At 69.1% G+C, this 12,867-nt stretch carries 13 protein-coding genes; 5 read left to right on the top strand and 8 right to left on the bottom strand.

The window, feature by feature from the left end:
- Window positions 1–102: 102 nt before the first annotated feature.
- Window positions 103–522: an RbsD/FucU family protein gene (locus ACTJKK_RS08970; protein WP_440747724.1), complete on the top strand. Its 420-nt coding sequence runs from the start codon at window positions 103–105 to the stop codon at window positions 520–522.
- Window positions 523–661: 139 nt separating this feature from the next.
- Here the strand turns inward: ACTJKK_RS08970 and ACTJKK_RS08965 are convergent, their stop codons facing one another.
- Window positions 662–1,684, bottom strand: coding sequence for a LacI family DNA-binding transcriptional regulator (locus ACTJKK_RS08965; protein ID WP_440747723.1), 1,023 nt, complete (start codon window positions 1,682–1,684; stop codon window positions 662–664).
- A gap of 191 nt (window positions 1,685–1,875) precedes the next feature.
- Between ACTJKK_RS08965 and ACTJKK_RS08960 the strand changes: the two genes are divergently transcribed.
- The 4 genes from ACTJKK_RS08960 (at window position 1,876) to ACTJKK_RS08945 (ending at window position 6,610) form a co-directional block, all read left to right on the top strand.
- On the top strand, window positions 1,876–2,745 hold the full coding sequence (locus ACTJKK_RS08960; RefSeq protein WP_440747722.1) for a sugar phosphate isomerase/epimerase family protein: 870 nt from the start codon (window positions 1,876–1,878) through the stop codon (window positions 2,743–2,745).
- Between the two features lie 198 nt (window positions 2,746–2,943).
- Window positions 2,944–4,446: a sugar ABC transporter ATP-binding protein gene (locus ACTJKK_RS08955; RefSeq protein ID WP_440747721.1), complete on the top strand. Its 1,503-nt coding sequence runs from the start codon at window positions 2,944–2,946 to the stop codon at window positions 4,444–4,446.
- A complete protein-coding gene (locus ACTJKK_RS08950) occupies window positions 4,446–5,477 on the top strand; it encodes an ABC transporter permease (protein ID WP_247624453.1) in 1,032 nt (343 codons plus the stop codon). Before ACTJKK_RS08955 ends, ACTJKK_RS08950 begins: the two co-directional genes overlap by 1 nt.
- A 140-nt stretch (window positions 5,478–5,617) precedes the next feature.
- Complete coding sequence (locus ACTJKK_RS08945; RefSeq protein WP_440747720.1) at window positions 5,618–6,610, top strand: ABC transporter substrate-binding protein; 993 nt, start codon at window positions 5,618–5,620, stop codon at window positions 6,608–6,610.
- 239 nt (window positions 6,611–6,849) lie between these two features.
- Here ACTJKK_RS08945 and ACTJKK_RS08940 read toward each other — a convergent pair whose 3' ends face one another.
- The 7 genes from ACTJKK_RS08940 to ACTJKK_RS08910 all read right to left on the bottom strand — a co-directional run bounded on the left by ACTJKK_RS08940 (window position 6,850) and on the right by ACTJKK_RS08910 (window position 12,867).
- Window positions 6,850–7,191, bottom strand: coding sequence for a putative quinol monooxygenase (locus tag ACTJKK_RS08940; RefSeq protein WP_440747719.1), 342 nt, complete (start codon window positions 7,189–7,191; stop codon window positions 6,850–6,852).
- A 24-nt stretch (window positions 7,192–7,215) separates the two neighbouring features.
- Window positions 7,216–8,178 (bottom strand): phosphotriesterase family protein, encoded by a 963-nt coding sequence (locus tag ACTJKK_RS08935; RefSeq protein WP_440747718.1) that lies wholly within the window; start codon window positions 8,176–8,178, stop codon window positions 7,216–7,218.
- Window positions 8,175–9,137 (bottom strand): shikimate dehydrogenase family protein, encoded by a 963-nt coding sequence (locus ACTJKK_RS08930; protein ID WP_440747717.1) that lies wholly within the window; start codon window positions 9,135–9,137, stop codon window positions 8,175–8,177. Before ACTJKK_RS08930 ends, ACTJKK_RS08935 begins: the two co-directional genes overlap by 4 nt.
- A 9-nt stretch (window positions 9,138–9,146) precedes the next feature.
- Complete coding sequence (locus tag ACTJKK_RS08925) at window positions 9,147–10,100, bottom strand: phosphoglycerate dehydrogenase (RefSeq protein ID WP_440747716.1); 954 nt, start codon at window positions 10,098–10,100, stop codon at window positions 9,147–9,149.
- Complete coding sequence (xylB, locus tag ACTJKK_RS08920) at window positions 10,100–11,605, bottom strand: xylulokinase (RefSeq protein ID WP_440747715.1); 1,506 nt, start codon at window positions 11,603–11,605, stop codon at window positions 10,100–10,102. Before xylB ends, ACTJKK_RS08925 begins: the two co-directional genes overlap by 1 nt.
- Before the next feature lie 7 nt (window positions 11,606–11,612).
- Window positions 11,613–12,197, bottom strand: coding sequence for a glucose-6-phosphate isomerase family protein (locus ACTJKK_RS08915; protein WP_440747714.1), 585 nt, complete (start codon window positions 12,195–12,197; stop codon window positions 11,613–11,615).
- 133 nt (window positions 12,198–12,330) lie between these two features.
- Window positions 12,331–12,867 (bottom strand): CGNR zinc finger domain-containing protein, encoded by a 537-nt coding sequence (locus ACTJKK_RS08910; protein ID WP_440747713.1) that lies wholly within the window; start codon window positions 12,865–12,867, stop codon window positions 12,331–12,333.

Genomic DNA, 12,867 nt, shown 5'->3' with positions numbered 1-12,867 from the left:
CGCCCCCGCCCGCTCCCCCCCCCTCCCCCCCCCTCCCCACCCCCCCCCGCCCCCCCCCCCCCCCCCCCCCCCCCCCCCCACCACCCCGATCGAAGGAACCCCGTGCTCGAAGGCATCCATCCCCTGCTCACCGGCGAGCTGCTGCTGCACCTCGACCGGATGGGTCATTCCGACGCGGTCGTGATCGCCGACGCGCACTTCCCCGCCTGGGGGCTGGGCGCGCGGGTGGTCGACCTGCCCGGAACGACCACGCCCGAGGTCGTCGCGGCGATCCGCACCGTGCTGCCGCTCGACGACGCCCCCGGCCTCGACCTGATGACCTCGGCCGATGGCGAGGTGCTCGAGGTGCAGCGCGAGCTGATGGTCGCCGCGGGTACCGAGCGCGAGACCACGCGGTTCGTCGAGCGCTTCGCGTACTACGAGGTCGCGGCATCCGCGTATCTGATGGTGCGCACGGGCGAGACGCGCAAATACGGCAACGCGCTGCTGCGCAAGGGCGTCGTCGGGCACGCCTCGGCCTGAGATCTCGGGCGCTCGCGGTGGCACCCGGACGCACTTCTCCGGATCTCTGCGCGCGACAACGCGTACCCAATTCAGGACGAACGGGCCGAAACGGGCCGAATCGCCCCGCAAGCGGGGGTTCCGGGCAGTTTTTCCTGACTTAGGTACGCCCGGCCGCTGACAAGCGCCCGACGGTCGACTCGCGCACCACGAGCTCGGCGGCGAACGGCGTCATCGCGGGCGGGGGAGCGGCGGGGTCCGCGAGCTGCTGCAGCAGCACCGCCCCTGCGGCGCGACCGATGTCGTAGCCGGGCTGCCGCACGCTCGTGAGCGGCACCACGCCCTGATGCGCCTGGGCGACATCGTCGAAGCCGATGATCGCGACGTCGTCGGGCACGCGGATGCCGTGGCGCACGAGCTGCGTGAGCACCCCGAGCGCGACCATGTCGTTCGCGGCGAAGATCGCGTCGGGCAGCTCGGCGGAGGGGAGGGCCGCGATGCGCGCCCCCGCGGTCATGCCGTCGTCGGTGGTGAGGTGATCGACGTCGACCACCTCGATCGCAGCATCCGTCCCCTCGATCGCCTGGCGGAGTCCGGCGAGGCGGTCGTTCGACTGGCTGACGGTCGGACTGCCGAGGAACATCACCCGTCGGCGTCCGATCGAGAGTAGGTGCTCGCCCGCGAGGCGGCCGCCGCCGACATCGTCGAAGAGCACCGAGGCGACCTTCGTGGAGGGCGGGATGGGGCCGACGACGACCGAGCGGATGCCGCGATCGGCGAGCGTCTCGAGCCGCGGCACGACATCGCCGAAGGGGTAGATGATGATGCCCTGCACGCGGTGCGCCTCGAACATGTCGAGGTTGCGGCTCTCCTGCGCGCCGTCGCGGTTGCTGTTGCTGAAGAACAGCGACCAGCCGGCCTCGCGGGTGATGTCTTCGACGCCGCGGGAGAGCTCGTGGAAGTAGGGGAGCCACGCGTCGAGCAGGATCAGGGCGAGCGCGGTGCTCGAACCCGCGCGCAGTTGGCGGGCCGACTCGTTGGGCACGTAGCCGAGCTCCTCGATGGCCGCCCGCACCTTCTCGCGGCTGGAGGCGCGGAGCACGTGCGGGTGGTTGAGGTAGTTCGACACCGTCGACGACGAGACGCCGGCGAGGGCGGCGACGTCTTTGACGCTCGCGGGCATCGATCCTCCGTGATCACCGTGTGGCGCACCGTGCGCCGATGGGTGGCATCAGCGTAACCGACGTTATTGGCACGTTACAAGAAAGTTCTTGACATCGATCGGGCGCGGCGCATAGCGTGACCTGCACATCGCTTTGGCACGTGCCAATCGATGGAGGCGACGGTGCCGCACACCCGCCTCCGAGGGATCGCATGAACATCGGCTGTCACGGGCTCGTCTGGACCGGGAACTTCGATGCCGACGGCATCCGCCTGTCGGTCGAGAAGACCAAGGAGGCCGGCTTCGACCTGATCGAGTTCCCCCTCATGGATCCGTTCTCGTTCGACGTCGCCGCCGCGAAGGATGCTCTGGAAGAGCACGATCTCGCCGTCAGCGCTTCGCTCGGCCTGTCGGAGGCGACCGATGTGACGAGCTCCGACCCGGCGATCGTCGCCGCGGGCGAGGCCCTGCTGCTCCGCGCCGTCGACGTGCTCGCCGACCTCGGCGGCACCCACTTCTGCGGCGTCATCTACAGCGCCATGAAGAAGTACATGGAGCCGGTCACCCCCGAGGGGCTCGAGAGCAGTCGCCGCGCGATCGCGAAGGTCTCCGACCACGCCGCCGAGCGCGGCGTCTCGGTGGCCCTCGAGGTCGTCAACCGCTACGAGACGAACGTGCTGAACACCGCGCGTCAGGCGATCGACTTCGTCGGCCGGATCGACCGGCCGAACCTCGGCATCCACCTCGACACGTACCACATGAACATCGAGGAGTCGGATATGTTCGCGCCGGTGCTCGACGCCGCTCCGCAGTTGCAGTACGTGCACATCGGCGAGAGCCACCGCGGCTACCTCGGCACCGGATCGGTCGACTTCGACACGTTCTTCAAAGCGCTGGGGCGCATCGGTTACGACGGCCCGATCGTGTTCGAGTCGTTCTCGTCGGCGGTCGTCGCGCCCGATCTGAGCCGGATGCTGGGGATCTGGCGCAATCTGTGGACCGACAACGTCGAGCTGGGAGCGCACGCGAACGCGTTCATCCGCGACAAGCTCATCGCGGTCGACTCGATCCGTCTGCACTAGCCGGATCGCTCGGGCGGGGAAGCTGTGACCAAGTTGTTATTACAGGTCTTCCCCTCCCGGACTTCATTAGATACATTTAGGTACAACTTGCGCGGGAGACCGCGGAGCGTCAGAATTGATCCGATGTTTAACCCCATCGGGTGAACGCAGCAACGAAGCAGCAGTGAACAAGAACCTTCAAGGAAGCAGGTGAGGCACGTGAGTGATCCCATCCTCAAAGTGGAGGGCATCAGCAAGGGATTCCCCGGTGTCCAGGCGCTCAAGGACGTGCATCTCGAGGTGCGCGCCGGGGAGGTTCTCGTCCTCGTCGGAGAGAACGGCGCCGGCAAGTCGACCCTCATGAAGATCCTCTCCGGGATCTACGCCAAGGACGAGGGCACGATCGTGTTCGAGGGCCAGGAGGTCGAGCTCACGAGCCCGCTCCAGGCGCAGGAGCTCGGCATCACGATCATCCACCAGGAGCTCAACATGATGCCCGACCTCACGGTCGCGCAGAACATCTTCGTCGGGCGCGAGCCGCGCACCGGTCCGTTCCTGTCGGAGCGCAAGCTCAACCAGCAGACGGCCGAGCTGCTCCAGCGGCTCAACATCCACCTCGACCCCAAGGCCCGCGTCGGCGACCTGACCGTGGCCGAGCAGCAGATGGTCGAGATCGCCAAGGCCCTCTCGTTCAACGCCAAGGTGCTCATCATGGACGAGCCCACCTCGGCGCTCACCGACTCCGAGGTCGAGACGCTGTTCGTGCTGATCGAGCAGCTCAAGGCATCCGGCACCGGCATCGTCTACATCTCGCACCGCATGGACGAGCTGCGCCGCCTCGCCGACCGCGTCAGCGTGCTGCGCGACGGTGCATACATCGGATCACTCGACAAGGCCGAGGTCAGCATCCCGAAGATCATCGAGATGATGGTCGGACGCGCGATCGACGAGGGCACCCGCCCCACCGCCCGCGATCACCTCAACGACCCGGTCGTGCTCGAGGTGCAGGACCTGTCGACCAAGAGCCTGCTCAAGGACATCTCGTTCCAGCTGCACAAGGGCGAGATCCTCGGGTTCGCCGGTCTCATGGGCGCAGGGCGCACCGAGACCGCTCGCGCGATCATCGGTGCCGACCCCAGCGACGGCGGCACGGTGACCATCTCGGGTCGGCCGGCGAAGATCGGGCAGCCCGCGGATGCCGTCAAGCACGGCGTCGGCTACCTCTCGGAGGACCGCAAGCTCCTCGGGCTCATGCTCGAACAGGACGTCACCTTCAACACCGTGCTCGCCTCGCTCGGCTCCTACGCCAACGGGATCGGCTGGATGGGCGACGGCAAGGCGAAGAACCGCACCAAGGAGTACGTCCAGCAACTGCGGGTCAAGACGCCCTCGGTCAACCAGGTCGTCAAGCTGCTTTCGGGCGGCAACCAGCAGAAGGTCGTCATCGCCCGGTGGCTGATGCGCGACTGCGACATCCTCATCTTCGACGAGCCGACCCGCGGCATCGACGTCGGAGCGAAGGAAGAGATCTACCGCCTGATGCAGCAGCTCGCTGACCAGGGAAAGTCCATCATCGTCATCTCGTCGGAACTGCCCGAGATCCTCCGCGTCGCGAACCGCATCGCCGTGTTCGCGAACGGCCGGATCACCGGGACGCTCCGCAACGAGGAAGCCAGCCAGGAGAAGATCATGCAACTCGCAGCCCATGGGGAGGAAGACTGATGAGCACCCCGCAGAACGGGTCGTCGACGACGACGATCATCCAGACCGCCGTCAACGAGAACACCGACAAGCGCGACATCGGCGGCTTCCTCCGACGCCAGGTGCAGCAGTCGCTGGCGTTCGGCACGCTCGTCGTGCTGTTCATCTTCTTCTCGGTCGCCAGCCCGAACTTCCTCACCTGGAGCAACGTCTCCGGCATCCTGCTCTCGACCGCGGTCATCGGCATCCTCGCCCTCGGCACCACGTTCGTGATCATCACCGGCGGCATCGACCTCTCGCTCGGCACCGGCATGGCGCTCTGCTCGGTCATGACCGGTGTCTTCATCACCAACATGGGGCTGCCGGTGTTCGTCGGCGTCATCGGCGGTATCGCCACCGGTGTGCTGATGGGCCTCGTCAACGGCGTGAACATCACGTTCCTGCGGCTGCCCCCGTTCATCGCGACCCTCGCGATGATGATGATCGCCGGTGGTCTCGCCCTCGTGATCTCGGGCGTCGCGCCGATCTACTTCTCGTCGTCCGCTCCGGACTTCAAGCAGATCGCCCTCGGCACCCTCATCCCGGGCCTCCCGAACGCCGTGCTCATCACGCTCGTGCTCGCGGTCATCGCGTACCTCGTGCTGTCGAAGACGCTGCTCGGCCGCTACACCTTCGCGATCGGCTCGAACGAAGAGGCCACCCGCCTCTCGGGCGTCAACACGCGCCGCTGGACGATCTTCGTCTACATGTTCGCCGGAGCGTTCACCGGTATCGCCGGCGTCATCATCGCCTCGCGCCTCGACTCGGCCCAGCCGCAGATCGGTACGGGCTACGAGCTGCAGGCGATCGCGGCCGTCATCATCGGCGGCACCTCGCTGCTCGGCGGACGCGGCTCGATCCTCGGCACCGTGATCGGTGCGCTCATCATGAGCGTGCTCGTCAACGGCCTCCGGATCATGTCGATCCAGTCCGAGTGGCAGAACATCGTCGTCGGCGTCGTGATCCTGATCGCGGTGTTCTTCGACTCCCTGCGCAACCGCGCACGCACCTGACCCCGGAGGCGGCGCTGTGCCCGCCGCCTCCGATCGGCGACCCGGCCGACACCGCGGAGCGATCCGCACCGGCACACCGCACCACGAATGTCCCACTCCGGCTCCCGGGCCGGCACACACACACAAACAACGGAGTTTCCATGAAGTTCGGAAAGAAGGCCGCGTTCGCGGCTCTGATCGCCTCGGCGGCGATCGTCGTGGCAGGCTGCTCGAGCAACGCGGGCGGCGGCGACGCCGGTGGCGACGCCGGCAGTGGTGACGAGATGTACATCGCCCTCGTCTCGAAGGGCTTCCAGCACCAGTTCTGGCAGGCCGTCAAGAAGGGCGCGGAGGAGAAGGCCGCCGAGCTCGGCGTCACCATCACCTTCGAGGGCCCCGCCGCCGAGACCGAGGTCGACGCGCAGCTGCAGATGCTGCAGACCGCCATCGACAAGAAGCCGGCTGCGATCGCGTACGCCGCGCTCGACCCCGAGGCCTGCGTGCCCTACCTCGACAAGGCCAAGGCCGCCGACATCCCCGTCGTGTACTTCGACGCACCGTGCGACGGCGACGTGGGCCTGAGCCTCGCCGCGACCGACAGCAAGGTCGCCGGAGCCCTGGCTGCCGAGCACATGGCCGAGCTCATCGGCGGTGAGGGCGAGGTCGCCATCGTCGGCCACTCGCAGATCAACTCGACCGGTGTCGAGCGTCGTGACGGCTTCGTCGAGAAGATCGAGTCGGACTACCCCGACATCGAGATCGTCGACATCCAGTACGGCGACGGCGACCACCTGAAGTCGGCCGACATCGCCAAGGCCATGATCGCCGCGCACCCCGACCTCAAGGGCATCTACGGCACCAACGAGGGCTCCGCCATCGGCGTCGTGAACGCGGTCAACGAGCTCGGCCTCGAGAAGGGCAAGCTCACCATCATCGGATTCGACTCCGGTGCGGCCCAGATCAACGCGATCAAGGACGGCACGATGGCCGGCGCCATCACGCAGGACCCGATCGGCATCGGTGCGCAGGTCGTGCAGGCCGCGTACGACGCCGCCAACGGCGAGACGGTCGACGAGTTCTACGACACGGGTTCGTACTGGTACGACAAGACGAACCTCGAGGACGACAAGATCGCCGCGGTTCTCTACCAGTGATCTGATCTCCGGATCGAGAGGCCCCTCACCTTCGGGTGGGGGGCCTCTTCGCGTCTCGGGTGGCCCTTCGTCTCGCTGCGCTCGCTCAGGAAACGGTGATGACAAGGCGCCCGGTTCCTGAGCGAGGAGCGAAGCGACGAGACGAAGGGCCGGACGCCGGAAAGGCCCGGTATCCGAGGGGGACACACCGGGCCTTTCCCAACCGGAGAGAGGGGGGGATCCTCCGGTTGCATCCGCCGTCAGAGACGGCGGAGGAATGTGAGCTGCGAAGAGGGTTCCACGATCAGTTCCTGCAGAGCCGCATTGAACGGCACACCGGCCGGGGCCGAGATGTGCGCCTGGAACGCTGCGTGATCGCGATAGACCTCGTACACGAAGAAGCGATCGGGATCGTCGACGAGTCGCGTGGCATCGAAGACCACGTTACCTGTTTCTGCTTGTACTTCCACGGAAAACTCGCGCAGAAGTTCGGCGACGCGATCGCCCTCGCCGGGGCGGGCGGTGAAGGTCGCGTGCAGGATGGTGGGTTCGGATGCGGATGCGGATGCGGATGCGGATGCGGATGCGGATGCGTCGGACAACGGTGTCTCCAGGGGTCGGTCGGTTCAGCGCGAGAGTGTGAGCAGGCGGGCGGGGTTGGCGACGAGCATCCGATCCACGGCCTCGTGTCCGATGAGGGCACGCAGGCGCGGCACATAGCGTTCGCCGAGGTAGGCGAGTCCGGGCATCCCGCCGTAGGCGAGGTAGCGGGTGCGGCGCGCGACGTCGCCGCCGAGCAGCACCCGGTCGCCGGCGCCGCGCTCGACGACCTCGGCGGTGAGGGCGAGCAGCTCGGCATCCGATCGGGTGCGCGGCCGGGCCATGCCGTCGTAACCGAGGTAGGCGCCGCGCTCGGCGAGCGAGGCGTGCAGGCCCGGGTCGGGATCGCGGTCGGCGTGCGCGAGCACGATCCGATCGGATGCCGCGCCCGCGGCCGCGAGCAGATCGAGCACCTCGTGGGCCGCCGTGCAGAACTCGAGGTGCACCATGATCGGCGCCCCGGTCTCGCGATGCGCGGCCGCGAGGGCGTCGAGGGTCGTGCGCTCGAAGTCGCTGATGCTCCAGTAGTCGATGCCACCCTTGAGGAGTCCGGCGCGCACCGGGGCTCCGTCGGGGGCGTGCGCGGTGCGCGAGGTCGGCGAGGTGGTGACCTCGGCGTCGTCGACCGGCATCCCCTCGACGATGTCGCGCACGAACAGCGCGGCCAGGGTGTCGACGTCCCAGGTGCGGATGGGATGCTCGGGGGCGTAGTGCGCCTCGCGGTGCCGCCCGGTCGTCGCGACGACATGCAGTCCGGTCGCGGCGCTGATGCGTGCGACGGCCTCGGGGTCGCGTCCGATCCCGAACGGGGTCGCGTCGACCATCGCGGCGAACCCGCTGTCGCGCAGACCCTCGGCCTCGGCGCCCGAGAGCGCCTCGTCGTCGAGCTCGTCGCCGGGCAGCAGCGGACTCACCTGGAACAGGTGCTCGTGATAGTTCGTCCCCCCGAGCAGCGCCGGGTCGATGTCGCCGAGGACCGTGCGGATCATCGGCGCGCGAACTCCGCCGCCTCGGCGAGCTGCTCGACGATCTCGGGAGTCAGATCGAGTTCGAACACGTCGGCGACCACCTGCGACCAGCCGTGGATGAAGTAGCGCCAGCCGTCGACGACGACGAGCGACCGCGCCTGCTCCTGAGCGCGGGCCTGGTGCAGGAACTCGAGCGATCCGCGGTAGTTGAACTCCCACACGTACGCGTCCTCGGGGAAGACGACGTCGTCGGGCAGGGGAGAGCCGGGGCGGTCCTTGCCAAGGCCGGTGGCGTTCACGATCACGGAGCCCGCCGGTGCCGCCGCCACCAGGGCCGCGGCCTCGGCGGGCGAGTCGGTGCGCACGTACCGGATCAGTCCCTCCGCGGTGCCGTGCTGCGCGTGCACGGCGCGCAGGTGCTCCAGCGCCTCGTCGCTGCGCGCCGTCACGGTCACGCGGGTCGGGGCATCCGCTCGTTCGGCGAGGGCCCAGCTGAGCGCCGTGCCCGATCCTCCGGCACCGAGGATGACGACCTCGGCTCCCGTGCGGGCGAAGTGGTCGGCGGGCAGGAAGTCGTTCAGGGCGAGGTCGACGGTGATCGGGTCCTTCGCGCGGCCGATGAGGCGGTCGCCGCGCTTCGAGATGCTCGAGATCTCGCTGCACGAGACCGCGAACGGGTCGAGTTCGTCGAAGAGATCGGATGCCGCGGCGTACACGTTCATCTTGTGGGTCGTGACGAGCGCGCCCCGGTGGTTCGGGTCGTCGCGGATCTGCTCGACCATCGCGACGTACTGCGCGGGCGTGGCATCCATCGGGAGGTCGTGCCCGACCAGCTCGCGGGTCGGGAGGCCCAGCACGTCGGCCCAGCGGGGGAACACCTGCATGATCGACGACGATCCGGTGCTCACGCCGACGAAGCCCATGTATCCGGCGCCGGTATCCGCGTCGACGGGGAGGGAAGTGGGAAGGGAGGTGGTCATCGGGTTCTCCTACGGGGCGGTCACGGGGAAGCGGGGTTCGGAGCCCTTCAGCACGGCGATCACGTCGTCGAGCGAGAGGGAGCCCATGTTGTCGACGGCCTGGGTCGTCTGGGCGCCGAGGTGCGGGGTGACGATCACCCGATCGGCGAGGGCATCGGCGAGCAGGGGGCTGTTCTTCGCAGCCGTGTCGCCGTCGAGGGTGTCGGCCGCGTAGCCGGCGAGGATGCCGTCGTGCAGGGCATCCGCGACCGCGGCCTCGTCGATCAGGTCGCCGCGCGCGGTGTTGACGATGACGCTCCCGCGACGCATGCGGGCGAGTCGGCCGGCATCGACGAGCAGCTGGCCGCCCGGCGCGTGCAGCGAGATCACATCGGCCGTCTCGAACAGCTCGTCGAGCCCCGTGGGCACGGCGCCCGCGGCGCGCACGACCTCGGCGGGGAGGAACGGGTCGGCGGCGAGGATGCGGCATCCGAATCCGCTCAACCGCTTCGCGACCCCCTGTCCGATGCGGCCGAAGCCCACGATCCCCACGGTCGCCGCTCCCAGCTCACGGCCCCGGCGCACTCCCCAGTCGCCCGCCCGCACCCGGCGATCGCCGTCGGGCACGAACCGCAGGGCGGCGAGCATCAGGCCGACCGCGTGATCGGCGACGGCATCCGCATTCGCGCCCGGAGTGTTCGACACCGGGATGCCGCGGCTCCGGGCCGCGGCCAGATCGACCGCCTCGGTGCCGACGCCGTAGCGCGCGATGATCTTGAGCTTCGGCGCCGCGGCGAGATGCGCGCCGGTCACGGGGCCGGTGCCGGCGATCCAGGCATCCGCCCCGTGCAGCAGCACGCGCAGCTCGTCGAGGTCGTGGTGCGCGGGGCCGCGGAGGATGCGGTGCCCGGCGACCGCCGCCCGCTCGACCAGGTCGAGATCGCCGTCGGAGAACGAACGGCTGGTGACGAGGATGACGCCCATCAGTTCGTCGCTTCGACGCTCGGTCGCCCGGCGAACCAGGGGGCGAGGGCCGTGTACGCGTCGGTGAAGCGCGCGTGGCGCTGGGCGTACACCGCGTGGCGGGCGGGGTCGGGCGTGAACTCGGCGGTGACCTCGCTGAGCGCGCGAGCGGCCGAGAAGTCGGCGAGGCCGAGGCCGACGGCACCCGTGACCGCGGCGCCGAGGCTGTTCGCCTCTTCGACGATGGTGCGACGGCGCACCGGCACGCCCCACACATCGGCGAGCACCGAGAGGTAGACGTCGCTCTGCGCGCCGCCGCCGACCGCGTCGATGCGGTCGATCGTGGCGCCCGAGGCGCGGAACGCCTGGATGCACGTGAGCAGGTTGAACGCGGTGCCCTCGAGCACCGAGCGCACGAGGTGCGCACGGGTGTGGTGACGGGCGAGACCCACGAAGGCGCCGCGGGCGTCCGGGTCCCACAGGGGTGAGCGCTCGCCGAGCAGGTAGGGCAGGAAATAGAGGTCGTCGGTGTCGACGTCGGCGGATGCCTCGGCGGTGAGTCGCCCCGTGTCGGGGTGCGCCGGGTCGGCCGAGAGCGCCTCGGCGATCCACTGGACGGATGCTCCGCCCGCCTGCATCGTGGCGGTGGGCACGAACGACCCCGGCACGACGTTGTCGAACGTGAAGGTGCGCATCGCCGGGTCGTGCAGCGGGGCATCCGCGGCGAACGAGATCCACGACGAGGTGCCCAGGCACACGTAGGCGCCGTCCTCCGGTGCGACCACACCCGAGCCGACCGCGGCCAGCGGACCGTCGCCGCCGCCCATCACCACGCGCACGCCCGTGTGCAGGCCGAGGGCCTCGGCCGCGGCATCCGTCAGCGGGCCCGCGATCGCGGTGGAGTCGAGGATCTCGGGGAACAGCGCGGGGTCGAGGCGCGCCGCCTGCAGCACCTCGCTCGACCACGTGCCGGTGCGCTGGTCGTAGGCGTTGGTGCCCGAGGCGTCGGAGCGGTCGGTCGCGAGGCGACCGGTGAGGCGCAGCACGATGAAGTCCTTCGCGATGCAGAACCGGCGCACACGCGCCCAGACGTCGGGCTCGTTGTCGCGCACCCACATGATCTTCTCGACCGAGTAGGTGGGGTTCAGTCGGTGGCCCAGGATGCCGTAGGCGTGCTCGGCACCGAGCGCCTGCTCGAGCTCGCGCTGCTGCGCGCCCGAGCGGGTGTCGGCCCAGATGATCGCCGGGCGGGCGGGCTCGCCGTCGGCGTCGAGCAGCACGGCGCCCATCATCTGGCCGCCCACGACGAGCCCCGCGACCTCGGTGGGGAGGGTGCCGGTCTTCGCGAGCAGGGTGCGGGTCGCCTCGACGACCGCGTTCCACCAGTCGAGCGGATTCTGCTCGGCGACACCGCCTGCGGCGAAGTGCGCGGGGTAGGGCACCGTGACCGATGAGACCAGGCGTCCATCGTCGTGGTGCAGCGAAGCCTTGTTCCCCGTGGTGCCGAGGTCGTGGGCGATCAGCATGGCCGGCTCAACTCGCGGTCGTGTACGGGCGCAGGTCGGCCGAGCCGTCGGCGCCGCGGTAGGCGCGGGATCCCATGCCGTGTTCGAGCACCCAGCCGTAGTCGTGACCGGCGCCGCCGGGGTACACCGCGAGGAACGCGTAGGGCTCGTCGCCGGTATTGATCGAGCGGTGGGCCCAACCCGGCGGGATGTACCCGATGGTGCCGGGCAGCATGTCGAGCCATTCGGTGCGCTCGCCGTCGAACATGAGCAGCCCGCCGCGACCCTTGAGCGCGAGGTAGATCTCGCCCTGGTGGTTCGGGTGCTGGTGGCCCTTGGTCATCCAGAGCTCGCCGGAGGTGTCGCCGGGCATGATCGTGGTGATCGACTGGGGCAGTTCGCGATCGATCTCGGGCACGGGCGAGCTGACGACGGTGTAGACGACCGGGTTGTCGCCCTCGGCTGCGGCCTTCCAGGCGTCGTGGTCGAGGAAGAGTCCCTCGAGGTCTGACATCCGCCGGGTGAGAGTGGGGCCCTCGGGCGTGAGGGTCAGCTTCTCGGCGTCGAAGGCGATCGCCATCGGCTGGATCGGCGGGGTGTGGAAGGTGGGCATCGGTGCTCCTCGTCGCGCAGCGTCATTGCTGGTCGGGCATCGCGCCACAACCTGTCATTACAGGTGAGCATACCTGTTACTACAGGTTGACGTCTACATCCATCTGCGCGGGGTCTGCTGCGCAGGTGCGCAGCTATCCCTCCGCCTGCCGGGCGCGGTATGCGGCCACCGCGTTGCGGTTGGCGCAGGTGGGGGAGCAGTAGCGCTTCGACCGGTTGCGGCTGAGGTCGAGGGCGATCGCCTCGCAGGTCTCGTCGTCGCAGATCGAGAGGCGCGAGCCCTCGTCTTGCCGGATCACGTCGACCAGGGCCATCGCGGTCTCGATCAGCACGCGTTCGGCGAGAGGCCGTTCGTCGCCGACGGCGTGCAGGTGCCAGTCGGTGTCTCCGTGGCGCACGAGCTGCGGCGCGACGGGGGTGTCGGTGAGCACGTCGTTCACGCGTGCGGCCATCTCGTCGCGCGGCGCGAGCAGCAGGGCGCGCAGGCGCGGACGGATGCTGCGCAGATCGGCGAGTTCGGCCTCGTCCCGGTCGAGTCGGCCCGTGTAGGGGAACTCCTCGAGGAAGGTCTCCTCGTCGGCGAGGGTCTCGAGCGTGTCGGGGTGCTCGGCGGAGTTCACGAGCCAGACGGATGCCTGCAGGGCATCCGTCGTGTCATCGGTGAAGATCAT

This window comes from Microbacterium sp. 22179 (genome assembly GCF_052045715.1).
Lineage (GTDB): Bacteria > Actinomycetota > Actinomycetes > Actinomycetales > Microbacteriaceae > Microbacterium > Microbacterium galbinum.
The sequence above is the reverse complement of the archived record's forward strand: the minus strand, read 5'-3'. Positions and strand labels throughout refer to the sequence as shown.

Bases quoted from the DNA above. Each gene is read 5' to 3' on its own strand.
- ACTJKK_RS08935 (WP_440747718.1), bottom strand. From the start codon at position 8,178: ATGATCCGCACGGTCCTCGGCGACATCGACCCGGCGCTGCTCGGGGGG.
- ACTJKK_RS08960 (WP_440747722.1), top strand. From the start codon at position 1,876: ATGAACATCGGCTGTCACGGGCTCGTCTGGACCGGGAACTTCGATGCC.
- ACTJKK_RS08925 (WP_440747716.1), bottom strand. From the start codon at position 10,100: ATGGGCGTCATCCTCGTCACCAGCCGTTCGTTCTCCGACGGCGATCTC.
- xylB (WP_440747715.1), bottom strand. From the start codon at position 11,605: ATGCTGATCGCCCACGACCTCGGCACCACGGGGAACAAGGCTTCGCTG.
- ACTJKK_RS08950 (WP_247624453.1), top strand. From the start codon at position 4,446: ATGAGCACCCCGCAGAACGGGTCGTCGACGACGACGATCATCCAGACC.
- ACTJKK_RS08915 (WP_440747714.1), bottom strand. From the start codon at position 12,197: ATGCCCACCTTCCACACCCCGCCGATCCAGCCGATGGCGATCGCCTTC.
- ACTJKK_RS08965 (WP_440747723.1), bottom strand. From the start codon at position 1,684: ATGCCCGCGAGCGTCAAAGACGTCGCCGCCCTCGCCGGCGTCTCGTCG.
- ACTJKK_RS08945 (WP_440747720.1), top strand. From the start codon at position 5,618: ATGAAGTTCGGAAAGAAGGCCGCGTTCGCGGCTCTGATCGCCTCGGCG.
- ACTJKK_RS08930 (WP_440747717.1), bottom strand. From the start codon at position 9,137: ATGACCACCTCCCTTCCCACTTCCCTCCCCGTCGACGCGGATACCGGC.
- ACTJKK_RS08910 (WP_440747713.1), bottom strand. From the start codon at position 12,867: ATGATCTTCACCGATGACACGACGGATGCCCTGCAGGCATCCGTCTGG.